Raw genomic sequence first — 21,890 nt, 5'->3', positions numbered from 1 at the left:
CCGAACCTGACCAACCCGGCGCCGATCAGGCCGCGGCCTAACTCCCGTTGGACTCAAACGCCTTGACACATTCCGACCCGGGAACGAAGCCGAGCGAACCGATCATCAGAAGACCAGGGCAACGGCAAACGCGTAGCCCTGTACCCGTGACCGAGCCGCGAATGCGGGATCGTCGTTGCTCATGGGCGCCTCGAGGATCGATGCACTGAGCCAGTCTGTACCGGTGCAGTCTGCACCGGTGCGTGGTCCGGTACACGCTTGGCGAACCGCGAAACGTGCCGGCCACGGATCTCGGCCGCGCCGAGGACGTTGTTGGACCACGTCGTTACCGGCCGGTGAGTGGACTGGAAGAGCCAAGCGAGATGCACCACCGCGGTCGGCCCGCGGACCAGCTCGTTCATGTCGTCGTGGCCAGCGTCAGCGGTCAATATTCTCGTGCGTGGCGGATTCCAGCCGGTCCGTCGCCAGTGTGCACGACGCTTCGACCGATTCGAGAACTGGATCGACGTGGATTACTCAGCCTGGGAGCGTTTCACCTCCGAGAGGCGCCAGCACTTCGCCCGAGTAGTAGGACGAAAGCAGTCCCGACGCGAAGAACACGTACGAGGGTGCAATCTCGTCCGGCTGAGCGGCGCGTCCATATGGTGCCTGGGTGCCGAAGTCCGCTACCTTGTCCTTGTCCATCGTGGCCGGTATGAGCGGTGTCCATACCGGGCCCGGCGCAACACAGTTCACCCGGATCCCGCGGTCCTGCAACGCCTGCGCCAGCGAGTACGTCAGGGCGGTCACAGCGCCCTTGGTGGCGGAATAGTCGATCAGCGACTTGTTGCCCCGCAGGCCGTTGACCGACCCGGTGTTGATCACCGCGGAACCCGGGGCCAGGTGAGGTACGGCGGCCTTCGTGACGTGGAAGAAACTGTCGATATTGACCGCGAACGTACGCCGCCATTGTTCGGTGGACAGTTCGAGGTAATCGTCGACAGGTTGCTGGTAGGCGACGTTGTTGACGACGATGTCGAGACCGCCCGATTCGGAGACCGTGCGCTCGACCACGTCTCGGCAATGGTCCGGTGACGCGAGGTCGCCTACGTACATGCGGCAGTGCCGCCCCTCGTTCTGCACCAGCGTCGCGGTGTGGGCGGCGTCTTCGCCCTCCTCGAGATACGCGATTGCGACGTCGGCGCCCTCTTTCGCGAAGGCGACGGCCACTGCGCGCCCGATACCGGAATCCCCACCGGTCACCAGCGCCTTCTTTCCGGCCAGTAGATCGCGCCCCCGGTAGGCCCGCATCTCGTCGTGCGGTTGCTCGGCCATGTCAGCGGTATGGCCGGGATATTCGATTGTGTGCGGTGTGTGCTCGCTCATCGGTCTCTCCAGATCTCCATCTCGTACCGCTGGCGGCTGCGACGGCGCCAGTCGGACTCGTGCCGCTCCGGGTACCGCACCTCACCGCCGTTCAAACGACCGGCTTGTTTGGGTGAATACCGATCCGGGCACCTGTAGAGAGCGGGCTTCAGAGTTGTCACAGTCCGACTAGTTCTCACAGGAAGAGGTGTTGAACCGTGCACGCTGAGCGTTTCCGTCGGGTAGTTGACGCTGAGGGACCTTTTGCGTCGGTGTACTTCGACGACAGCCACGTCACCGAGGACGCTGCGAAACAGCGGGAATTGACCTGGCGGTCCCTCCGGGAGTCCCTGGAAGAGGGCGGTGCCCCCGACGGGGTCCTGGCCGCGCTCGAGAAGGCGGTGCTCGACAGTCCGCCGGCGGTCGGCCGAAGCGGTCGAGGCCTGATCGCAGCGTCGGATCACGTGGTCCTCGACGTGCACCTGCTGCGCCCACCCGCGCAGCCGGAAGCGCGCTATTCGGCGATGCCGTACCTCGTGCCCGTGATAGAACATGCGACCGCCACACCGTATTTGCTGGTCGCGGTCGATCATGAAGGCGCAGACATTTCCGTCCGTGACACCGACGGGCATCTCGTCCGTTCCGAAACCGTAGCGCGCGGCGAGTACCCGGTACACAAGGCGTCCAGCGCAGAGACTGCCGGCTACGGGGACCCCCAGCCTGCGGCAGAGGAGGCGGCACGCCGCAACATCGCCGCAGTCGCCGACCGAGTGACCGAACTGGTCGACGATCAGGTCGCCGACCCGGTGTTTGTGATCGGCGAGATCCGTTCGCGATCAGACCTTCTCGATGCTCTTCCCGAACGTGCCCGCGACGTCGCGGTGCCGTTCGAGGGCGGTGCCCGCACCGCTGGAGCCGGTGCCGACGTCGTGGAGGACGAACTCGATACAGAGTTGGCCAACCGACGGCTGGCTGTGATCGACGATGCCGCGGAACGGTTCCGCGCCGAATCGGGCCGAAGCTCGGGGTTGGCCGTCGAGGGGCTCGGCCAGGTGTGCGCCGCACTGCGCGCCGGAAGCGTCGACACGCTGATCGTCGGAGACCTCGGGTCCCGAACGGTGCTGGTGGGGGACGAACCGACCTCTGTGGCCACCGACCCAGATAAGCTCTCCGAATTCGGATCCTCCCAGGCAGTACCGCAGCGTGCAGACGAAGCGTTGCCTGTTGCGGCCATCGCAAACGCATCGGTACTGATCCGCACCGACGAGAGGATCGTCCCGACCGACGGATGCGCAGCACTACTTCGATTCGCGGTCTGAGGAGTCTCTCGTTCATGCCCCTCCTCATAGAGGGCATGAACATGAGCTGGGTTGCCTCGGTGCCGGCCGGTGGGCGGAAAGCGCCGGGTGCGCTGCGCTGGCGACTCCGGTCACCACGCTGCCGTCGGCGCTGTTCTCGGGGACGGCCATTCCAGGGTCCACACCGATTCGGCGCACCGTCTGGGGGCAGGCAGCGGGAGCCGCTGGTCGTGCTGCTGCTGTGATCGACACGCTCGCAAAATAATCCGAAATTCCTGATGAAAGCCACAACTACTGTGGATCGACGAAGACTTTGGACCGTTACCGCTGGCCGATGCCCGCAACATCGGTGCCGCCTGCGGGCATCGGCGGGAATGATTCGACATTGTCGGTATTGCCTCGGATCGGGTCAATCCTCGACTACCACCCGGAATCGCTCCAGTGACGCATCGGTTGCGTCGGGAAGGTTCATCCCGGCGTCCATGCCGCTTCGCAGATAGTCGACGACCGCCTGGTCGAGGCGCTCGCCAGGTACGACGGCGGGTATACCCGGCGGATACGGGGTGATCTGTTCGGCTGCGACCCGTCCGGCAGCGCGATCGCAAGGAACCATTTCTGTCCGACCGAAGAACGCCTCCCGCGGCGGTAACACCGACTCGAGTTCTATTTCCTCGGGGCTCGGTAGATGCATTTGCGGCGGCGGTTCGAACGACTCTGCCGCTCGAACCAACAACTCGAGCGATTCGACCAACCGGTTGGCGGTCGCGTCGTTGTCGGCCATGGACATTGTCGCCAGGATTCGGCGATGATCTGTCATTCCCATATCCACGTGGCAGTGTTCGCGCAGCCAGTCTGCACATTGGTATCCGGAGACTCCGAGTTCGCAGACGTCGATGAGGATCTGCAGTCGATCCAGCTCGTGCGAAGCCTCCTGACCGAGTAGCCGGTCGTCGAGAACGTCGAACCCCTCGATAGCGGAAATCCGGTTCCGCGTGCGCTCGGCCAGGCCGAGCGCACTACCGAGCAACTCGGCGCCGCATTCGACCATCTGGCGCCGCCAGCCGTCCATTGCGGAGTAGATCAGCACGTTGGGACTCGTGGTCGTCAGCAAGTCGGCGCAGGCGGACAGATGCGCGCTGTCGACCAGATCACCTTGCACGTGGTAGACAGAGCCTTGCTCGAAGCCGGCCCTATCTTGTGGACGCTGACAACGCACACGTCGGCGCGGCGTCCATCGCCCAGGTCGGGAGATCGTCGTGAAATGGTAAGTGCGCACCCCATGCCTCATCGATGATCAGCGGTTTTCTCCGTTCATGACATATGTCGGCGATACCCGCGATGTCCGCGCACGTGCCGTAGGGGCTCGGGCTGACGATCAGTGCTCCGGCGGCGTCGGGATGCCGTTCCCACGCCAGCCGTACCTCTTCCGGCGACGGCGGATGAGAGAAATGCAACTCTTCATCCCATCTCGGCGCAATCCATCGCGGGGTGACGCCACTGAAGATCAACCCAGCGACGACTGATTTGTGCGAATCACGGCCCGGCAACAATCCACCGGGGTCGTTGCCGGCAACAGCCATCATTGTGGCCTTGACCGACAGTGAGCTTCCGCAGGTCGAGAAGAAGGCACGCTCGGCTCCGACTGCTTCGGCCATGAGTTGCTCGGCGTGGGACAGGTATCCGTTACCCGATCTCCGGTCGTCGAGTCCACCGGATGCGAGTACGTCCGAACGGAACGAGTCGCCGCCGAGTACCTTCGTGACGCGCGCATCGACACCGCGCCCTTGACGATGCCCAGGCGGAGAAAATCCGTATCGGCCGAGTCGGTGATACTTCTCCAAAGCCGTAAGCAATGGTGTTTCCGCCTGATCCATGCTCTTGGGGCTACCCAGTTCTCTTACCTCGTAATCCCTTGTGTTCCCGCGTGCCCGTGCGGGCGTTCTGCAAGTGCGAATCGGGTTCAGGCGAGCACGGCTGCGGGTACGCGTACAAAGTCATCGCAACGAGAAGAGAATTCCATGCCTACGGGTGACGTCGAAACGTTTCATCTGCACGGTAACTGGCACAACCGGATCGAGGGCTCGGGCGGAGGTGTTTTCGGGACGTTCTCGATGAAGGACGAGGCCGTTCGCGTGGGGCGTGATCAGGCGCACCGACGCCGGGCCGAACACATCATCCGAAACCTCGACGTGACCATTGGTGAGGCAACAGCTACGGAAACGATCCCCGCAACGTGAAGGGCTGACACGCCCGGATCCCCGATCGTCGGTGATTCACTGTCGGGAGACGCCCTGGACGGCGCTACCGGCGTCTGTTGATCTTGCGGCGGGCCACAACGAACGCCACCATCGCGACCAGGGCGGCAATAGCAATGAGTTCCATGCATCCGCGTGTACCCGATTTTTCGTCGGATGAACAGTAGAGCGGGCAGAGTTCACGTGGCGAGGATCAGAGTGCACCCGGTTCAGGCGGATGGTTCGGCCCGGCACGAACGGGGTAACCGGTCCAGGTGCGGGTCGGGGTGTTTCGATTTCGGGAGGACCGGACCGGGCTCACACAGGTCAACCGATTCGGAATCGCCGAGGCGTAGGAGGGTGGGCCGTGCGTAGTCGCTTCGCTGAGAATGTCGATCGTCTCGCCGCGAACCTCGCGGCGATGTGTACCGGTGTGGAATCGATGATGGCGGATGCGTCGCGCGCGTTGATGTCGGCAGACCCGGACCTCGCCGAGCAGGTCATCGCGACCCAGGAAAAATGTGACTCCGCAGCTCGGCATTGGGAGGAGACCGCATTCGCCCTGCTCGCGTTGCAGGCTCCCGTCGCGTCCGATCTGCGGCTGATGACCGGCGGCATGCACATCGCCGCGGACCTCGAACGCATGGGCACGTTGACAACCCACATTGCGGAGGCCGTCCTCCGGCGCCATCCCGCGCACGTGGTCCCCCCGGAGGCACATGACATCCTCGCCGACATGGGCCGGGTCGCTGTCGCGGTTGCCGGCGAGACCCACCGTGTGCTGACGCAGCGAGATCCGGTGCGGGCAGCGGCGCTCGCGCGGGCCGATAGCGAGATGGATGCGTTGCATCGTGCCCTGTTCGAGCGCGTCACTTCCGACCGCTGGGAGCACGGCGTCATGGGGGCAGTGGATGTGACGCTGCTCGGCCGCTTCTACGAGCGGTTCTGTGATCATGCCGTGGCGATCGGTCACCGCGTGGTCTTCCTCGAGACCGGACTTGCCGGTGGGCCCGAGGAAGGCTCTGCCCGGGAGTTGCCCCCGGCGTCCTCGATAGAGGGGATGGCGATCAGACCTGCCGGAATTCGAGGAAGGTGAAAGCCTGTCACCTGAGGCGAAATCTCCGGTGACATTCAGATTCATCCCACGGCGAGTGGGTATGCGACAGGCACCGGACCCATCGAACAGAGAGGACCGACATGACTGAACACCACACGGAGACCGGCACGATCACCGGCACGAAAGACAAGGATTACAACCTCATCTGGTTGACCGAAGCCTCGCTGAGCAACGCGCTGCGCATGGAGCAGTATGTCGGTGACGCAGAACGCGACGGCGACACCGAACTTGCGGAGTTCTTCCGGCGTGCCCAGGCGGAATCGCGCAAGGGTGCCGAGCAAGGCAAGGCGCTACTTGCGGCACGGCTCCGGGAGATCGCCTGACCAGGACGTGGTTCGGATTCGGGTCCTGGCCGAGGCCGGGGCCCGATTCCAATGGCCGGGGCGCGATTCGGATGTTGTGGACGGACCATCGAGGGCGACGCAGGGACCCGCGATCGGATCATGCCCGGAAGGTCAACGCGCTGAGATCGATCCCGGACACTTCGAACGGCGTCGTCAACATCGTCGCGGTGGCCCAGCCGTGATGCAGTAGTGCGGCGTCGCTCTCTCTGCTCTCGTCGATAGCGACGCTTCGGAAGGTCACCGGCACACTGCGGGTATCGAGACCGTCCTCCTCCATTTCGCCGATCTCTGCTTGCACGGCTCCGAATTCCGCAAGGGGAGCAGTCCGTAGTCCACGCAATTCTGCGAGAGGGATATCCGGGATATTCACGTTGAGTACCTGCCCAGGAGGAGCATGCGCGATGGCCCACCGGACTGCACGAGTCGCGACCGATTCCGCTGTCTCCCACAGGGATGGCGCTGTTCCGTTCAACGACAGCGCGACAGCGCGGGCTCCATGACTCGCGGCGGTCAGCGCGGCGCCCACCGTACCCGAGTGCAGGATGGCATGGCCGGTGTTGGGCCCGAGATTGATGCCTGAGAGCACGATGTCCGGGGGCCGGCCGAATACGCCTTCCGCAGCGAGGAACGAAATCAGCGCGGGGGAGCACTCGACAGAGAAGACTTCGAGATCGGGGAGGCCAGGAAGCTTCCGCCGCGACATCGACAACGTGCCGTCCTCCTGGAGCGCGGACAACGAGGCACTTGCGCCGCTGCGCTCGAGGTGTGGTGCGGCCACGCTCACGTCGAGCCCGGCGTCGACTGCAACTCGTGCCAGCGACGCGAGGCCGGGACTGTCGATGCCGTCGTCGTTGACTATGAGCGCTTTCACCTCTGTGCTCCTTGCATCCGGCGCACCTGGATCTTGTCCGTCATGCGCGCGACCGCCAGACTGTGTCCGGTCGCCAGTCCTCGACGGGTCACATTGACAGCGCCGGCCGCGGCTCCCAGCCTCAATGCTTCGAGGAGGGATTTTCCGGTCGAGAAGGCTGCCGCGAACCCGGCGGTCATGGAGTCGCCGGCACCGTGATGGTCGACGATCTGGACCGGTGGTGTCTCGACCTCCCACACCTCACCCTCGCACAGCGCGATGGCAGGGTCTCCTGCGCGGGAGACGATCACCGTCTCTGCGCCTTCCTCGTGCAGTCGGTGCATGGTGGTGACGAGCTCGCCGATATCGTCCGACTGCGCCCTGCCGTCTTCGATGAGATCTTCGTGGCTGACCTTGAGTACTGTGACACCACCGCTCAGCGCGGCTGTGAGAGCCGATCCCGACAGATCCGCTACGACCGGAATTGCCAGCGCGGTCAGATCGGCGCACAACCGCCGATAGACCTCGGTCGGAACGGCGTGATCGCAATGTGGCCCGCCCAGTATCGCGATGTCGGCGGCCAGTGCAGCAGCAAGCGACGTGCTGAACAGGTCATCCGTCTCGTGCCGTGTGAGAGCAGGTGGAGGAACTTCCACCACCACGGTGCGTGCTCCGCCTCGGCGGTCGTGGACATACGAACCGTTCTCGGATGCCGTCTCCACAGGGTGGACGGTCACGTTCTCGCGGGTCATGAGATCGACAAGGATGCGGCCCGCTTCGCCACCGAACGGCCCACAGAGGTGGACATCCATGCCCAGGATCGCTGCCATCCGCCCGATCCAGAATCCCTGCCCGCCCGCATGGATGTGCAGCTCGTGTCCGTTATCAGGAGCCTCCTCGATAGTTACCGTCAACAACGGTGAGGGGGCGAACACGAAAGCACATCGGGATGCTTCGCGTGGGTCGGAATCGGTCGTACTGTCGGTCAAGGACGCCATGAGTAGTTGGTACCCACACCGGCGTGGCGCCACACCCGTCTCCCGTAGCGTAAGACGCAGGCGAAGGACATTGCTTACGGCCCGGACGGCGGTCCGTGCACTCCGAGACGCTCGAGGAGGCGACGGCATGAACTCCGAAAACGACGCTCCCCGCCACACAGGGCTGGGCACGGTGGATGCAGTTGTCGTCGGTGCCGGTCCCAACGGGCTGACGGCGGCCGCGGTGCTCGCCGATGCGGGCTGGGACGTTGTCGTCCTCGAGGAACAACCGATGCCTGGTGGTGCGGTCCGAAGCGCGGAACTGTTTCCCGGATTCACCACCGACCTGTTCAGTGCGTTCCACCCGCTCGCGACCGTGTCGCCCGCGTTCCGCTCTCTGGATCTCGGATCGTACGGTCTGCGCTGGAGTCGTTCCGCCGCGGCGTTCGGGCACCCCTCGGGGCCAGAAGATGACGATGCCGTGGTGGTGCGACCGGATCCGGACGAGACTGCATCCGACCTCGAACGCCGCTGCGCCGGCGACGGGAAGGCATGGCTGACCTTGGTCGAACAGTGGATGCGGATCCGTGAGCCGTTCTTTCAGGCACTCCTTCGTCCGTTTCCGCCGGTGCGCGGCGTGGCATCCCTGGTTCGCGAATTGGGATCCGGAGAGTCGCTGCGCTTCGCGAGGCTGCTCGCGTTGCCGGTGTTGCGGATGTCCGAGGAACTGTTCGGCGGGGCGTCCGCGCGACTGCTGATGCTCGGCAACGCCATGCATACGGATGTGCCACCGGACGCTCCCGGAAGCGGCGTCATGGGCTACATCTTGACCATGCTTGCGCAGGATGTGGGTTTTCCGGCGCCGACAGGCGGTGCGAGTGCGCTCACCGAAGCGCTCGTGCGGCGCGGGGAGAGTGCGGGTGCTCGCGTCCTGTGCAGACAGAATGTCACCCACATCGAGGTCGAGAAGGGACGCGCGACGGCCGTCCGGACAGCCACCGACGAACGAATCCGAGTTCGTCGCGCGGTGCTCGCGGACGTGTCTGCGCCTGCTCTCTACGGGCAGCTGCTTCCCGCCGACGTCCTCGAAGGCCGGATGCGCTCGGATCTTCGTGGATTCCAATGGGACACGCCCGTGGTGAAAGTGAACTACGCACTCGACCGTCCCATTCCCTGGCGCTCGCAGTCGTTGGCTGGAGCAGGGACGGTTCACGTCGGTGCCGATACGCGCGCCATGGTGCGGTGGGCAGCGGACCTCGAGACGGGTGTGGTGCCTGAGTCGCCGTTCATGCTGGTGGGGCAGATGACAACCGCCGATCCGTCCCGGTCTCCGGTCGGCACCGAAAGCTGCTGGGCCTATACGCATCTTCCCCGGGGCATCGTCGACGACGCTTCGGCCGACCGACTTGCCGAGCGTGTGGACGCCCAGCTCGAGGCGTACGCGCCGGGATTCGGGCACTCGATTCTCGGCCGCACCGTGCAGCGACCGCTCGACCTGCAGGCCGCGGACGCAAATCTGGTCGGAGGTGCTGTGAACGGGGGCACCGCGCAAATCCAGCAGCAACTGTTCTTCCGGCCTCTTCCGGGATTCGGTGGTCCGCGCACACCGGTCGACGGTCTGTTTCTCGCAAGTGCAGGAGCCCACCCGGGAGGGGGCGTGCACGGAATGTGTGGGTGGAATGCTGCGCGGGCCGCGCTCGGGGACGAGAAACCGTCCGGGACGCTGCGACGTGGCTTACACGGCCTGACGCGGCGGATCCTGACGTAGTCGTGACCCACGAATTCCGGCATCGTTGCGGCATGCGGTTTGGATCTCGCCGGCGCTGGGTAATCCTCTCGCACCCCCACGATCCGAGGTGATGACGTCGTGACAGCTCCGCCGATGCTTCTCCGCACGAAAAATGCCCGTGTGTGGCGAATGCCCGGGGTCTACCGGCCACAAGAGGATTCGTTCCTGCTCGCGCAGGCGCTACGAGAGGCAGGTGGAGCCCGTGATGCGCGGGTGCTCGATTTCTGCACCGGCACAGGGTTTCTCGCCGTGACCGCGGCTCAGCTGGGAGCTGCGTCGGTGACAGCGGTCGATATCGCGACGCGTGCTGTACTGACAGCCCGGTTCAACGCCCGCAGACGCGGATTGCCCGTGCGTGTGCTGCGTGGCGGTCTGGACGCTGCCGCCCGCACCGGGCCTTTCGACGTCGTACTGTCGAACCCGCCCTACGTACCGCACGGGGGTGGCCGCGCCGATCCGAGATGGGACGCCGGCCCCGACGGTCGGAGCGTTCTCGATCCGTTGTGCGACGAGCTTTCGAACCTTTTGTCGGTCAAGGGTTTCGCCCTGGTAGTCCACTCCGGCTTCAGTGGAGTCGATGAAACCCTCGGGCGGCTGCGCGGCGGGGGGCTGAAAGCAGCAGTCGTTGCTCGGCAGCGAATCCCGTTCGGTCCGGTGCTGCAGAGCAGGGTTGGATACCTCCAGCACGCGCAACTGGCGGACCGGGATACGACGAATGAGGAAGTGGTGGTGATCCGTGCAGACAGAACCCGTTCCCGCGGCACCGTCGACTGCGCCCTCTGTGAAGGATGACGGGGGCCGTGATGTGCGTGAGGTGCGGCTGGTGAAGGGCGGCCCGGCGCTTGTCGAAGGGCCGGTGCGTATCGTGGCGGAGGACGGCACCGTCACCGAATCCGATCGGTTCCTGGTGGCGGTGTGCCGATGTCGACGGAGCGCGTCATATCCGTTGTGCGACACCAGTCATCGTAGAGCGCGGACTCCTCGGCAGTGACGGCACCCGGTATCTCCACGCAGGTATGACATGTACCCGGCGGCGGGGCGGAGGCGATCATCGCCTCAGCCCCCCGCAGGCAACTCTGCCGGTTGTCGACACCGAAGGGTGTCAATACCAGTGGGCGCGGCCACCGATGGCTCGGCCGGTGGCCCCCAGGATTGCCAGGATCACCCCGACGACCAGGAGGATCACCCCGATCGTGGTGAGAATGGAGATTCCTGTGAGCCATCCGACCACCAGCAGCACCAATCCCAGAATGATCATCGTGTCACCTCGCTTGTTTTCCGTCGCCGGTCGGCATCGGAGGTGAACTTCAGGTACCCCTTTGCGCCGGTCGCGAAACCGAGGCCGTCGGGACTCTCCCCACATCGTGAAACGATGGCGGCGAGCTGTGCGGAGTGGCAAGGTCGGATATATGCCTACATCTGAGAATCCCGGGGCGAGTGTTCCCGGCGAGTACAGCGTCGACGACGAAGACCAATTGCAGCCTGAGGACACGCTCATCGACCGCGGCCAGGACGACATTCTGGACGAGGGATATTCACCCCCGGAGCGGCCGCTCGCGATGGAACCCCACGACAACCTCGAGTCACGTCTCGAGGAGGAAGTGCCCGACCCTGCGCTCGACGACTCGGAGGACAGCGAACGTGCCGACTATCCGTCTCGGGAAGACGAAGTCGGCGACGAGCGCTCCGGTCGGCTCGTGGCACCCGACGAGGGAGTCGCAGCGGACACAGAAAAAGATCTCATCGGTACCGACGTCGGTGTCGACGGAGGAGCGGCCACCGCAGAGGAAGCGGCTGTACACCGAATCGATGAGGACGACTCGGGCCCCGAGGACTGAGGGGCCGAGTCGTCGTCCCGGTCGGTGGGGCGCGTCGCCGTCAGGCCTGCGCAGCGTGTTCCACGAGAGTTCGGATGGCCTGCGGGTCGTCGTGGTCGACCACGGGGAAACCTGCACCGGGCTCGCCGACCCAATGCAGGGATATGCCCGGATTGTGGACATCGGTACCATCCGGCAGGAAGAAGTGAGGGCTGCCCTGGACCTGCGAGGCGTGCGTTCGGTAGTCACGCATCATCGCTGCCCGGCCAGTACCTGCGTCGAGCGTCTCGGCAAGGACATCGACGTCCACGTGCGGGCATCGTGACGCGATGTCGACGAGTTCGTGATGCAGTGAAATAGTGCGGCTGTCGCGGAAGAATGCCAGCCGGATCTCCATATCGAGTTCTTCCGCGGCTCGCAAAGACTGGAGCTTGGCGGCATGCACGGCCTCGTTCGCCGGCAGCGACGTGCACGGCCACGTCGCAGCGTCCTCTTGCCACGGCTTCCAGCCGAAATCGGGTTCACAGGCACCCAGGACGGGGAACTCCGCGTCCAAATAGCGCTTCGGGACGGGAAACCGGTTGATGTCCTCGAGAGAGAACAGTCGGTGGTCGAGGCGGAGATGCTCCGACAGGCCTGCCGCGTCCCGCTCCCGGATGAAGCGGGCGAGCGCAACGGTGGACCAGCCACACACCACGTCCGTGTAGACGACGACGGTGCCGGGTTCGACAGTGATCACGGGACTCCTCCTTGCGGTGGTGTTGTCGTTCACCGGATGCCCGGGTTCGCCGAGAAGAAACACCCATCGACGTCGCTGAAGTGCGAAGCAGCAGACCAGCGGGATGCGCGGACAGCTTTTTGCTCTGCTGGAGGTTTCGGAGCAGTGCTGTGGAGGGTATGCGGTCGCCGACCTACAACAGCACCCGAGGAGGGGTAATATGTCGAAATCCACGTCGAACTACACCGTGCCGGGCCTCAGCGACAAGGACGGCGCCGGTGTCGCCCGCGTTCTGCAGGAGCGGCTCAGTGCCTACAACGATCTGCACCTGACGTTGAAGCACATTCATTGGAACGTCGTGGGGCCGAACTTCATAGGTGTGCACGAGATGATCGATCCGCAGGTGGAACTCGTACGTGGCTACGCCGACGAGGTGGCCGAGCGTATCGCGGCCTTGGGTGAATCGCCGCTCGGAACGCCCGGTGCTATCACGAAGTACCGGACGTGGGACGACTATTCGGTTGTCCGCGACACCGCACAGGCGCACCTCGCTGCACTCGACCTCGTGTACGACGGTCTCATCACCGACAATCGCAAGGCGATCTCGAAGGTCGGGAAGATCGACCCCATCACCGAGGACGTCCTCATCGGACAGACGGGACAGCTGGAGAAGTTCCAGTGGTTCGTGCGCGCACACCTCGAGAGCGCCTCGGGCACGCTGGCCAACGCGGACGCGCAGACGGAGAAGAATGCTGCGAAGTCGGCGCGCTGAGCGCACCGCGCGGCAGGTGGCCGCTGTGCTGGTCGAACGCGGTCGCATCGATCGGCGCATCCCTCCGTAGACGCCGGAGTTTTGCATCCCTCTCGCTGTGGGTATGCACGCAGGTATGACGAAATCACCCGAAAGCCAGCGACCCACCACGGTCAGCCGCCTCGCGGGCTGGGGCGGATACGCCTGCGTCCTCATCGGGATCGTGATCATCGCGCTGGTACTCGCCGCTGCGGGTGGCGGATTCGAAGGTTGGGTGACAGTGGGGATCATCGCAGGAGTGGTCGTGTTCCTGCTGGGAGCGGTGCTGATCGCCATCAACTTCCGTCGCCGCCGGCTCTAGCGTCATTGCATCGGGTCAAAAGTCCGGAAATGCCGGAGTCTCGAGCGACGACCGACCCTCCGCTCACGCGGTCAGTAGATGTTGCGCAAGGCGACCCTCCAGAAATTCGGTGGCGTGCACCGAATGCGATGTCTGCCAGCGCAACTCGGATCCTTCGTGAGCGGATCACCGACCACATCGAAGGGCAGGACCAGTTCATGTACGGCGTCCGTCTCGACAGACACACACACGAGATAGCCGAGATAGTCGTCGCTCAGACCGGCCGCAACCAACAGATCTGTGAACAGCCGAGAGTGCACCCATTCGGCGGCGCCACCGTCGAATCCGCGTTAGTGCAATTCGTACAGCACCTGAGCGCGAGCTGTACGTCTTCGTCGTACGGTTCGCCGGTTACGTGGATCGGCCACGGCCCGATAGCGGCGGGTGCACGTAACGGCGAGATGACCTCGCCGGATATCGGCCCCAGCGGTCTTGGGCAGAGGCGCTGAATGCACGTCACAGGGACGGATCTGCGATGTCATGGATGGCGAGTACCTGTTTCGGCCGGTCTGGAACCGTCGCGCGGATGTCCTTCGTACGTATCGAGGGCAGCGAGGGCGTTCCACAGGCCCTCGGCTGCCACGGTGATCACGGACCACGCACCGGGTAGCGGCTGCTCGCGTCGAACTGTCTTGTCGAACGACGCGAGGCGCGAGCGTGCATCGGGGAGAGCGTTGTCCACCACATGGAGGTAGGGCTTTCGATGGTGGGCGGGATCCCACGTGAGTTGGTCGAACGCGGTCGAGTAAGTCTCGAGCAACTCTGCTCCGTCCTGATGGAGTTGTTCGCGGCCGGGGACAGTCGAACCTTCCACCGAAGCATCGGAGGCGACGATCGTCTCGACTGCAACCTGGATCATCGAGACATGTAGCAGGGACCGGTCGAGGATCGTTGCAACCGGCTGGTATACCTGTGAGCCACCGACCCTGGCCCAGCTCGCGCGGCGGATGTTGCCCCGCAGGCTTTCCCTGCCTTCGTGGAGTGCAGCCCGGGCACCGGTGGATTTGTAGAGCTCCCATACCCATTGCTGCTTCCGGTCACCGTCGTGCTTGCCGTCGCGCAGTCCGTCCGCAAGGTCGGCAAGCAGGACGGACAGCTCATGCGCACGGTGCAGAATGAGGTCGCGGGCAGGGGACAGTCGGTCCGGAGGCAGAACCAAGGCGTTGACCAGGACACCGACGAGCACTCCCAGTGTGACATCGAGGACACGATGGAACACCACGACGGCATCGGTGGCCGTGCCGTACAGCAGGACGAGCAGCGCGGTGATCGCCACCCAGATTCCGTCCGGTGCCAACCATCGGCTGCGGCCCAGGGCAGTACCGACCGCGACTGCAGCAGCCAGTGCCGCGAGCTCGGGCAGCGTGGTCGCGGCCAGCGCCGCCACGAACACACCGAGCACGACGACTGAAACCTGTCGCACAGCGGCGGTGACCGAGCTACGGACCGTGGTACCGATGATGAACAGGGCGGCGTAGGGGGCGAGGAAGGCTTCCGGACTGTTCAGGCCACGATCGGCCAGCAACCACGCGATCAGCACTGCGACAGTGCATTTGACCACCGATATGACGCTGGGGCGGAGCAGGATCCTACGCAGCGGAACTCCTCGACCTTCGGCCCGTAGTCGGCGAGGCACCTCGAATCGCACGTGTGCAGCTGCTTGCTCGTGCTGTCATGACTCCTCAGCGGGGTACGGTTGTGCTCGAAGTGCGCGGGCCAGGTGCGCGGCTGTGCGGGCAGCAGTGGCGTTGGTGGAGGCGACGGCATCGGGTATGCCGGCGAGATCGTTGTAATCACCCGGAGTCATCGCCTCGCCGTTCCAGTAGGTGCAGCCCTGCGCGGGAATGGTGTACCCACAGTCGTCGAGCGCCTGGAACAGGGAGGCAACGATGGCGTGCGCTCCGTCTTCGTTGCCTACGACCGCGGCGATCGCCACCTTGTCGAACAGGGCGGGGCGTCCGCGGTCGTCGGTTTCGGACAGCTCGGCGTCGAGTCGTTCGAGGGCGCGTTTGGCGACGCTGGACATCTGCCCGAGCCAGGTCGGGGTCGAGATCACGAGGATGTCGGCGGCCAGGATGCGCTCGCGGATCTGCGGCCATTGGTCGCCGTCACCCATATCGGCTTCGACTCCGGGCCGGATGTCGAAGTCGACCAGACGTATCTTGTCGCCGGCCACGTCGTGCTTCCGAAGTTCGGTGAGCACCTGCTCGGCGATCAGGTCGCTGCTCGATGGAGCCGGTGACGGTTTGAGCGAGCAGGTCAAGGCGAGTGCGGTCAGGGATGTCATGTGTGGTCGGGTACCCGCCTCGGGTGTTCTCAACCCGGCGGAACTAGACGGAGCTGAGCAAGAACGGTCAAGCACGCTGCGCGTCCACTGCGCGACACTGGGTTCATGACCGGATCCGGGCGCGACCGACTGCGCGAACTGCTCGATGCCGTCCTCGACGAGGACCACACGAACCTCGGTGACATGGCGCGTGGCGCCTTCTCCTCACCGTGGCATTTCAGTCGCCAATTCTCTCTCGGCACAGGGGAATCCCCCGTTGCACTGCGACGAAGAGTGATGCTCGAGCGTGCTGCGTGGCAGTTGCGTGACGGCTACGGCGTGACCGACGCGGCTTTCTCTGCCGGATACAGCTCGGTGGAGGGGTTCAGTCGCGCGTTCTCCCGAGCGTACGGATATCCACCGAGTGCGACCGAGGGTCGTACACTCGCGCCGTCCGGCTACTCGCACTGGCTACCCGCTCCCAACGGAGTCCACTTTCATCCCCCCATGCATCTGTGGGTGGAGGATGACGCCGGCGGATACGGACACCGCGCAGGAACAGGTCAGGTGACTGCGCAGATGGTTCATCATGATCTCGACGACACACGGGCGCTGCTGAACGTCGCGACCGATCTCGACGTGGACGACTACGAACGAGTGAGATTCCCGGGTCTTATGGTGCTCGAATGGGACGGCCCGGAAGAGTCGATCGCACAGGTGCTCGGCAATCTGGTGTGGGCGAAACAGATCTGGCTCGCATCGATGATCGGTGCCGACGAACCCATGCGTTCGGACGGGGACGCGGCCTCATTGTGCAAGCAATTCGAAGTGATCGCGCCGCAGTGGGCGGAAGCCGTACGCGACATCGATCGCCGCAGCGCCTGGAACGATCGCCTCATCGACGCATTGTGTGACCCGCCGGAGAGTTTCATGCTCGGCGGTGTCATCTCGCACGTACTCACATTCTCGGCGCACCGGCGGCAGTTGGTGCGTCACATGCTGCGAACTGCCGGCCGCAGCATCGACAACGGAGACCCGCTCGAATGGCAGCGCGGACTCTCCCCACTCGGTCTCGGCGACGAGACGGAAGGAAGCACGACATGACTCGGATGGTCTTCTTCACCGCAAGCACGCTCGACGGATTCATCGCGACGGAGGATCACAGCCTCGACTGGTTGCTGTCGCGTCACATCGACCACGACGGACCCGGAGGGGGCTCGGCCTTCATGTCCAGGATCGGTGCAGCTGCAATGGGCGCCTCGACGTATCAATGGGTGTTGGACCACGCGGGGGTCGACAAGTGGGAGTACACGTTTCCCTGTTGGGTCTTCACTCACCGAGATGGCATGCCGGTGGCGCAGGGGCCGGACGGGCCGGGCGACATCCGGTTCACGCAGGACGATGTTCGCACGGTCTACGCCGAGATGGCCGAGGCCGCCGGTGATCGTGAGCTGTGGATGATCGGAGGGGGAGACCTGGCGGGTCAGTTCGCCGATCACGGCCTGCTCGACGAGCTGATCGTGTCCCTCGCTCCGGTCACGATCGGCGCGGGTAAGCCGCTGTTGCCGAGGCATCTCGAACTCGAACTGACCGACCTCACCCGCAACGGGGAATTCGCGATCGTGGCCTATCGCGTGAAACCGCCTGTCACGCCGGACCGCTGACCTCCGGCGACGACCATCCGACCTTGTGACGGACGACACTCGGGGGTACCGTCGGGGGCAACCGAAACGCAGTCCTCGGGGAAGGAGACAGGCTATGAAGCTCAATCTCTTCGTCGCGTGGTCGGGATACGCGCTCGCGCTGATCGCAGTGCTCACGATCGCATTCACACTGGTGGCAGCGGGGTCCGGACATACCGCGTTCGCCCTCGCCAGTGGAATTGCGGCAGCCGCGGCCCTCCTCCTCGCATTCGGCATGGTGGCAGGCACCATCCGGCGAGATCACCATCGTCATATCGAGACGCCGCACTTGTTCTGACCGGTCGTCAGGATTCTTCCAGTCGTCGTTTCTCGGCCTCGATGTCGAAGTTCGGTTCCGGCCAATCGAGGTCGAGACCTTCGAACGCGTCGATGAGTAGTTCCATGACGGCGATTCGGCTGTACCACTTCCGGTCGCACGGCACGACGTACCACGGAGCGTGATCGGTGTCGGTCTTGTCGAGCATGTCCTGATAGGCCTGCTGGTACTCGGGCCACAGTGCGCGCTCGTCGACGTCGCTGGCGTTGTACTTCCAGTGCTTGTCTCGACGCTCGAGTCGCTCGGCCAATCGATGCTTCTGTTCGTCGAGGGAGACGAACATCGCGACCTTGACAATGGTGGTGCCGTTGCCCGCGAGGTCGCTCTCGAAGCGGTTGATCTCGTCGTAGCGCCTACGCCAGACGGTCTCGGGTACCAGATTGCGGACGCGGGCGACGAGGACGTCCTCGTAGTGCGATCGGTCGAATACCCCGAGTTGGCCATCCCGGGGGAGAGCCTTGTGGACACGCCACAGGAAGTGGTGACGCTTCTCTTCCGGGGTCGGCACACCGAATGCCTTGTGATCGACGCCCTGGGGGTCGACGTGTCCGATCACGCTACGGACCATTCCGCCCTTGCCCGCGGTGTCCATGCCCTGAAGGATGAGAAGCACCGAACGTTCGTCGCCCAGGCGCCCGTTCGCGAAGAGCATCTCCTGTAGATCGGAGAGCACGGCGCCACGTTCCTCCAGCAGCGTCGTCCCGAGTTCCTTGTCTCCGCTGAAGCCCGGTGTGCCGTTGGTGTCGAGCTCGGCGACCTGGTTGTGTGGTCCCGCGCGTAATACCTCTCGTGCTGGGGTGTGCCATCCGTCGCCGTTGTTTCCCATGGCGACGAGCGTGCCACACGCACGTCGGTTCGGTCCGACTTCAGTACGGTGGTGCAGAGATGCCGTCGATCATGTGGCTTCCCCACAGGTCGATCTCGGTGATGCGTCCGGTGGCCGTGGCCGTTCTGCCGTCGCCGGCCTGGATCCGGAGTGTCACTTCGGTGCCCGGGCCCGAGGGGGTTCCTGGTGTGAGGGCGCCACCGAACTCGCGGAGGCGACCGCGCCACACATGCCGACCCACGATCGAATCGAAGTGCCCGGACAATTCGACCTCGACGGTGGCGTGTTGCTCTCCGACCGTGATGTCGGCCGGTCCCTTGTAGCCGTCGGTCGGTTCGTGCCCGTTCTCATCTCCGTGCGGCGGCGTCGAATCTGGCATGACCCGAGATTACACGTAACTCACAGTAACGTGAATGGCGTCACTATTCTTCGGTCGGGAGCAGCGGGTGCGGCCGCGACTTGAACCGCCCGGGCGATCCCGCGACCTGGGCGATTCCGGTGATCCCACCCCACACCATCATCGTGAGGTAGTCGACGAGGTCTTCGGCCGTCATCGACTTGTTCGAGATCCACCAGTGCGTCGCCAGTTGGATCGCGCCGACGATGCCGTACGCCCACGGCACCGAGCCGCCCGAATCCATCTCGAGCAACCGCAGTCGCTCGCCGAGCACCGCCGACACGAGTTCTGCGATCATTCGCTCGGAATCGGCGACGACGTCGCGGCTCGCCGACGAGCTGTTCGACATGACGTAGAGATAGACCTCGGGATCCTCGGCAACCGTCTCGACATACGTCGCGATCGCGACCCGGGCGAGGTTGTACTCGTCGAGGTCCTCGGATACCGCCGAATAGATGCGCGGCGCGAGAACTGTCTCGACGTACCGCATCATGGTCGCCGTCGTCAGATCGTTCTTGTCGGTGAAGTACCGATACAACACGGTCTTGGAGACACCGATCTCGGCGGCGATCTCGTCCATGCCGATCTCGTGTCCGCGGGTGCGGATGGCCTTGATGGTGCCCTCGACGAGCTCTTCGCGTCGCGCGATCTTGTGGTCGTGCCAACGACGTTTGCGACCGTCCTGCTTCGTGGGCGGGGTGTCGGTCGCGGGGGGTGGGGAAGAAGGCATCTGTTTCGGCACATCCATTCGGTCTCGATCGTCCGCTCAGTCTACGGGCGCGTGCTCATCCGGCGATTCGGTGGTGTGCCCGGTGATGTCTCCGCAGAGTCGATGCCGCCGCGACGCTCGGGGTCCGGTGACGGCGATCGAATTTCGGCACAATGGTCCGGTGCAGTACATGAATCTCGAGGACGACACCAAACGCCGGGATCTCCGCCGGATGAAGACGGTCGCGACAGGCTTTCTGATCGTGGCCGCAGTGGTGTACCTGTTCTGCCGGTGGCAGGAGACCCGGGGTGCCGGTGCGTGGGTCGGCTACGTTCGCGCTGCGTCCGAGGCGGGTATGGTCGGCGCCCTCGCCGACTGGTTCGCTGTGACTGCGCTCTTTCGTCATCCGCTCGGGATTCCCGTCCCGCACACCGCGATCATCAAGCGCAAGAAAGATCAGCTCGGCGCGAGCCTGAGCTCCTTCGTCGGAACCAACTTCCTTGCACCCGATGTGGTGTCGGCGAAGGTCGAATCCGCCCGGATTCCCCTGAGGCTGGGTGGGTGGATGGCGCAGCCGCAGAACGCCGAGCGGGTTGCGAAAGAGACCTCGACGATCCTGCGCGGGGTGGTGGGCATCCTCCGCGAGGACGATATCGCCCAGATCATCGACCACACCATCGTCAAGAGGATTGCCGAGCCCGAGTGGGGGCCGCCCCTCGGCCGCATTCTGGGTGAGCTCCTCGCCGAGGGACGGCAACGTCCGCTGATCGACATGCTCGCAGAACGAGCACATCAGTGGGCGTTGGGCAGTCAGGAAACCATCGACCGCATCATCACGAAGGATTCGCCGGCGTGGTCCCCGAAGTTCGTCGACCTGATGCTGGGCGAGAAGATCCATCGGGAACTGGTCGACTTCACCTGGAAGGTCCGTTCCAACCCTGAGCACGAGGTACGGCTTGCGGTCGAGAGGTTCCTCGTCGACTACGCCCGTGATCTGCAGTACGACCCGGTGACGATCGCCAAGGCAGAGAAACTCAAGGCCGAGATCATGGGCCGCGAAGAGATCACGCAATTGGCTTCGGCGACCTGGAAGGTCGCCAAGCGCATGATCTTGGAGTCGGTGGACGACCCGGACAGCACGCTGCGCAGGAAAGTGGGCGAGAACGTCGAACGTTTCGGTATCCGGCTGCGCGAGGACACCGATCTGCGCGGCAAGGTCGACGGATGGCTGCTCGCCGGTGTTCGCTTCGTTGCCGCAAACTATGCCGACGAGATCACCTCGGTGATCAGGGAGACCGTCGAACGCTGGGATGCGGAGGAGGCGAGTCGCAAGATCGAGCTCGCGGTAGGGCGCGATCTGCAGTTCATCCGTATCAACGGCACCGTTGTGGGGGCGCTCGCCGGGCTCGCCATCTACACGGTCTCCGAGCTGCTGTTCGCATGATCTGCATCACGTGCTAGCAGAGCGCTTGCTGTAGTTAGCACCTCTGCGTACGCTGGGCGCCATGTCCACGATTCGAGATTCGGCCGCGTCGGCCGGGGACGACCAGGACGGGAACGCGGGGTCCACCGAGAATGCGGGGCCTACCGATATCGCTGCACGTGTGGTCAACCACGCCGCCCAGGACATCGGAGGCTTCATCCGCTCACAACGTGAGGCCGCCCAGGTGTCACTGCGACAGCTGTCGCAGCTGGCCGGGGTGAGCAACCCGTACCTCAGTCAGATCGAACGTGGGCTGCGCAAACCGTCCGCGGAAGTGCTTGCACAGATCGCGAAGGGACTGCGGTTGTCGGCCGAAGTTCTCTACGTGAGAGCGGGAATTCTCGAGGAGCGACCTCGCAGCGCGGTGCGCGACGCGCTGCTTGCCGACGCCGCTCTGTCGGAGCGGCAGAAGCAGGTCCTGCTCGACATCTACGACTCGTTCTGTCGCGAGAACGAGTCGGTACCGCCGGAATCGGCGCCCGGGAGCGTCACCGCCCGTGTGGTTCCAGCAGATCGCGCGAATCCCACAGACTTAGACGAGGAGAATTGAC

At 64.4% G+C, this 21,890-nt stretch carries 25 protein-coding genes and 1 pseudogene; 15 read left to right on the top strand and 11 right to left on the bottom strand.

What is annotated here, in order from left to right; all coding sequences use genetic code 11:
- Positions 1-516 precede the first annotated feature (516 nt).
- Positions 517-1,365 carry an SDR family oxidoreductase gene (locus HCA61_RS20965; protein ID WP_169690113.1) on the bottom strand — a complete coding sequence of 283 codons (849 nt, stop codon included), beginning with the start codon at positions 1,363-1,365 and terminating at the stop codon, positions 517-519.
- Positions 1,366-1,562: 197 nt separating this feature from the next.
- Here HCA61_RS20965 and HCA61_RS20960 point away from each other — a divergent pair, with 197 nt between their 5' ends.
- Positions 1,563-2,663, top strand: a complete 1,101-nt coding sequence (locus tag HCA61_RS20960) for a hypothetical protein (protein ID WP_169690112.1) — start codon at positions 1,563-1,565, stop codon at positions 2,661-2,663.
- Between the two features lie 388 nt (positions 2,664-3,051).
- Here the strand turns inward: HCA61_RS20960 and HCA61_RS20955 are convergent.
- A pseudogene (locus tag HCA61_RS20955) lies at positions 3,052-4,516 on the bottom strand (ornithine decarboxylase).
- Positions 4,517-4,660: 144 nt separating this feature from the next.
- Between HCA61_RS20955 and HCA61_RS20950 the strand changes: the two are divergent.
- The 3 genes from HCA61_RS20950 (at position 4,661) to HCA61_RS20940 (ending at position 6,316) form a co-directional block, all read left to right on the top strand.
- A complete protein-coding gene (locus HCA61_RS20950; protein ID WP_240959903.1) occupies positions 4,661-4,879 on the top strand; it encodes a DUF2188 domain-containing protein in 219 nt (72 codons plus the stop codon).
- Positions 4,880-5,243: 364 nt separating this feature from the next.
- Complete coding sequence (gene phoU / locus HCA61_RS20945; protein ID WP_169690111.1) at positions 5,244-5,972, top strand: phosphate signaling complex protein PhoU; 729 nt, start codon at positions 5,244-5,246, stop codon at positions 5,970-5,972.
- Between the two features lie 101 nt (positions 5,973-6,073).
- Positions 6,074-6,316 carry a hypothetical protein gene (locus HCA61_RS20940; protein WP_169690110.1) on the top strand — a complete coding sequence of 81 codons (243 nt, stop codon included), beginning with the start codon at positions 6,074-6,076 and terminating at the stop codon, positions 6,314-6,316.
- 118 nt (positions 6,317-6,434) lie between these two features.
- Here the strand turns inward: HCA61_RS20940 and HCA61_RS20935 are convergent, their stop codons facing one another.
- Both HCA61_RS20935 and HCA61_RS20930 read right to left on the bottom strand, forming a co-directional pair.
- On the bottom strand, positions 6,435-7,208 hold the full coding sequence (locus tag HCA61_RS20935; protein WP_169690109.1) for a 5'/3'-nucleotidase SurE: 774 nt from the start codon (positions 7,206-7,208) through the stop codon (positions 6,435-6,437).
- Positions 7,205-8,185 carry a PfkB family carbohydrate kinase gene (locus HCA61_RS20930; RefSeq protein WP_169690108.1) on the bottom strand — a complete coding sequence of 327 codons (981 nt, stop codon included), beginning with the start codon at positions 8,183-8,185 and terminating at the stop codon, positions 7,205-7,207. Before HCA61_RS20930 ends, HCA61_RS20935 begins: the two co-directional genes overlap by 4 nt.
- A gap of 127 nt (positions 8,186-8,312) precedes the next feature.
- Between HCA61_RS20930 and HCA61_RS20925 the strand changes: the two genes are divergently transcribed.
- The 3 genes from HCA61_RS20925 (at position 8,313) to HCA61_RS20915 (ending at position 10,944) form a co-directional block, all read left to right on the top strand.
- Positions 8,313-9,932 carry an NAD(P)/FAD-dependent oxidoreductase gene (locus HCA61_RS20925; protein ID WP_169690107.1) on the top strand — a complete coding sequence of 540 codons (1,620 nt, stop codon included), beginning with the start codon at positions 8,313-8,315 and terminating at the stop codon, positions 9,930-9,932.
- 150 nt (positions 9,933-10,082) lie between these two features.
- The gene (locus HCA61_RS20920) at positions 10,083-10,745 is read left to right on the top strand and encodes a HemK2/MTQ2 family protein methyltransferase (RefSeq protein ID WP_169690139.1); all 663 of its coding nucleotides are present in this window, start codon (positions 10,083-10,085) and stop codon (positions 10,743-10,745) included.
- Positions 10,735-10,944, top strand: a complete 210-nt coding sequence (locus HCA61_RS20915; RefSeq protein ID WP_169690106.1) for a CDGSH iron-sulfur domain-containing protein — start codon at positions 10,735-10,737, stop codon at positions 10,942-10,944. Before HCA61_RS20920 ends, HCA61_RS20915 begins: the two co-directional genes overlap by 11 nt.
- A gap of 111 nt (positions 10,945-11,055) precedes the next feature.
- Here the strand turns inward: HCA61_RS20915 and HCA61_RS20910 are convergent, their stop codons facing one another.
- Complete coding sequence (locus HCA61_RS20910; RefSeq protein WP_169690105.1) at positions 11,056-11,211, bottom strand: DUF6131 family protein; 156 nt, start codon at positions 11,209-11,211, stop codon at positions 11,056-11,058.
- A 151-nt stretch (positions 11,212-11,362) separates the two neighbouring features.
- Here HCA61_RS20910 and HCA61_RS20905 point away from each other — a divergent pair, with 151 nt between their 5' ends.
- Positions 11,363-11,791 (top strand): DUF5709 domain-containing protein, encoded by a 429-nt coding sequence (locus HCA61_RS20905; RefSeq protein WP_169690104.1) that lies wholly within the window; start codon positions 11,363-11,365, stop codon positions 11,789-11,791.
- A gap of 40 nt (positions 11,792-11,831) precedes the next feature.
- Here the strand turns inward: HCA61_RS20905 and HCA61_RS20900 are convergent, their stop codons facing one another.
- Complete coding sequence (locus HCA61_RS20900; protein WP_247273107.1) at positions 11,832-12,509, bottom strand: DsbA family protein; 678 nt, start codon at positions 12,507-12,509, stop codon at positions 11,832-11,834.
- A 199-nt stretch (positions 12,510-12,708) separates the two neighbouring features.
- Between HCA61_RS20900 and HCA61_RS20895 the strand changes: the two genes are divergently transcribed.
- On the top strand, positions 12,709-13,260 hold the full coding sequence (locus tag HCA61_RS20895) for a DNA starvation/stationary phase protection protein (protein ID WP_169690103.1): 552 nt from the start codon (positions 12,709-12,711) through the stop codon (positions 13,258-13,260).
- A 115-nt stretch (positions 13,261-13,375) separates the two neighbouring features.
- The gene (locus tag HCA61_RS20890) at positions 13,376-13,600 is read left to right on the top strand and encodes a hypothetical protein (protein WP_169690102.1); all 225 of its coding nucleotides are present in this window, start codon (positions 13,376-13,378) and stop codon (positions 13,598-13,600) included.
- 517 nt (positions 13,601-14,117) lie between these two features.
- On the opposite strand, the gene HCA61_RS20885 is transcribed toward HCA61_RS20890, so the two are convergent.
- Together HCA61_RS20885 and HCA61_RS20880 are read right to left on the bottom strand one after the other, a co-directional pair.
- Entirely contained in the window at positions 14,118-15,200 is a 1,083-nt protein-coding gene (locus HCA61_RS20885; protein ID WP_169690101.1) for an FUSC family protein, read from the bottom strand.
- A 111-nt stretch (positions 15,201-15,311) separates the two neighbouring features.
- Positions 15,312-15,926: an NAD(P)H-dependent oxidoreductase gene (locus HCA61_RS20880; protein ID WP_169690100.1), complete on the bottom strand. Its 615-nt coding sequence runs from the start codon at positions 15,924-15,926 to the stop codon at positions 15,312-15,314.
- A gap of 105 nt (positions 15,927-16,031) precedes the next feature.
- Between HCA61_RS20880 and HCA61_RS20875 the strand changes: the two genes are divergently transcribed.
- The 3 genes from HCA61_RS20875 (at position 16,032) to HCA61_RS20865 (ending at position 17,885) form a co-directional block, all read left to right on the top strand.
- The gene (locus HCA61_RS20875; RefSeq protein ID WP_169690099.1) at positions 16,032-17,009 is read left to right on the top strand and encodes a helix-turn-helix domain-containing protein; all 978 of its coding nucleotides are present in this window, start codon (positions 16,032-16,034) and stop codon (positions 17,007-17,009) included.
- Positions 17,006-17,569 (top strand): dihydrofolate reductase family protein, encoded by a 564-nt coding sequence (locus HCA61_RS20870; RefSeq protein WP_169690098.1) that lies wholly within the window; start codon positions 17,006-17,008, stop codon positions 17,567-17,569. Before HCA61_RS20875 ends, HCA61_RS20870 begins: the two co-directional genes overlap by 4 nt.
- A gap of 94 nt (positions 17,570-17,663) precedes the next feature.
- Positions 17,664-17,885 carry a hypothetical protein gene (locus tag HCA61_RS20865; protein ID WP_169690097.1) on the top strand — a complete coding sequence of 74 codons (222 nt, stop codon included), beginning with the start codon at positions 17,664-17,666 and terminating at the stop codon, positions 17,883-17,885.
- A gap of 7 nt (positions 17,886-17,892) precedes the next feature.
- Here HCA61_RS20865 and HCA61_RS20860 read toward each other — a convergent pair whose 3' ends face one another.
- Genes HCA61_RS20860 through HCA61_RS20850 form a run of 3 tightly spaced genes read right to left on the bottom strand, consistent with a single transcriptional unit; the run spans position 17,893 to position 19,877 of the window.
- Entirely contained in the window at positions 17,893-18,750 is an 858-nt protein-coding gene (locus HCA61_RS20860) for a polyphosphate kinase 2 family protein (protein WP_169690096.1), read from the bottom strand.
- A gap of 40 nt (positions 18,751-18,790) precedes the next feature.
- Positions 18,791-19,129 carry a DUF4873 domain-containing protein gene (locus HCA61_RS20855; RefSeq protein ID WP_169690095.1) on the bottom strand — a complete coding sequence of 113 codons (339 nt, stop codon included), beginning with the start codon at positions 19,127-19,129 and terminating at the stop codon, positions 18,791-18,793.
- A gap of 43 nt (positions 19,130-19,172) precedes the next feature.
- Positions 19,173-19,877, bottom strand: coding sequence for a TetR/AcrR family transcriptional regulator (locus HCA61_RS20850; protein WP_240959900.1), 705 nt, complete (start codon positions 19,875-19,877; stop codon positions 19,173-19,175).
- 160 nt (positions 19,878-20,037) lie between these two features.
- Between HCA61_RS20850 and HCA61_RS20845 the strand changes: the two genes are divergently transcribed.
- Both HCA61_RS20845 and HCA61_RS20840 read left to right on the top strand, forming a co-directional pair.
- The gene (locus HCA61_RS20845) at positions 20,038-21,300 is read left to right on the top strand and encodes a DUF445 family protein (RefSeq protein WP_169690093.1); all 1,263 of its coding nucleotides are present in this window, start codon (positions 20,038-20,040) and stop codon (positions 21,298-21,300) included.
- Positions 21,301-21,361: 61 nt separating this feature from the next.
- Positions 21,362-21,889, top strand: coding sequence for a helix-turn-helix transcriptional regulator (locus HCA61_RS20840; protein WP_169690092.1), 528 nt, complete (start codon positions 21,362-21,364; stop codon positions 21,887-21,889).
- Position 21,890: the final 1 nt, after the last annotated feature.

It is taken from the genome of Rhodococcus sp. HNM0563 (genome assembly GCF_012726195.1).
In the GTDB taxonomy this organism is placed as follows: domain Bacteria; phylum Actinomycetota; class Actinomycetes; order Mycobacteriales; family Mycobacteriaceae; genus Rhodococcus.
This window is presented reverse-complemented; position numbering and strand designations above follow the sequence as displayed.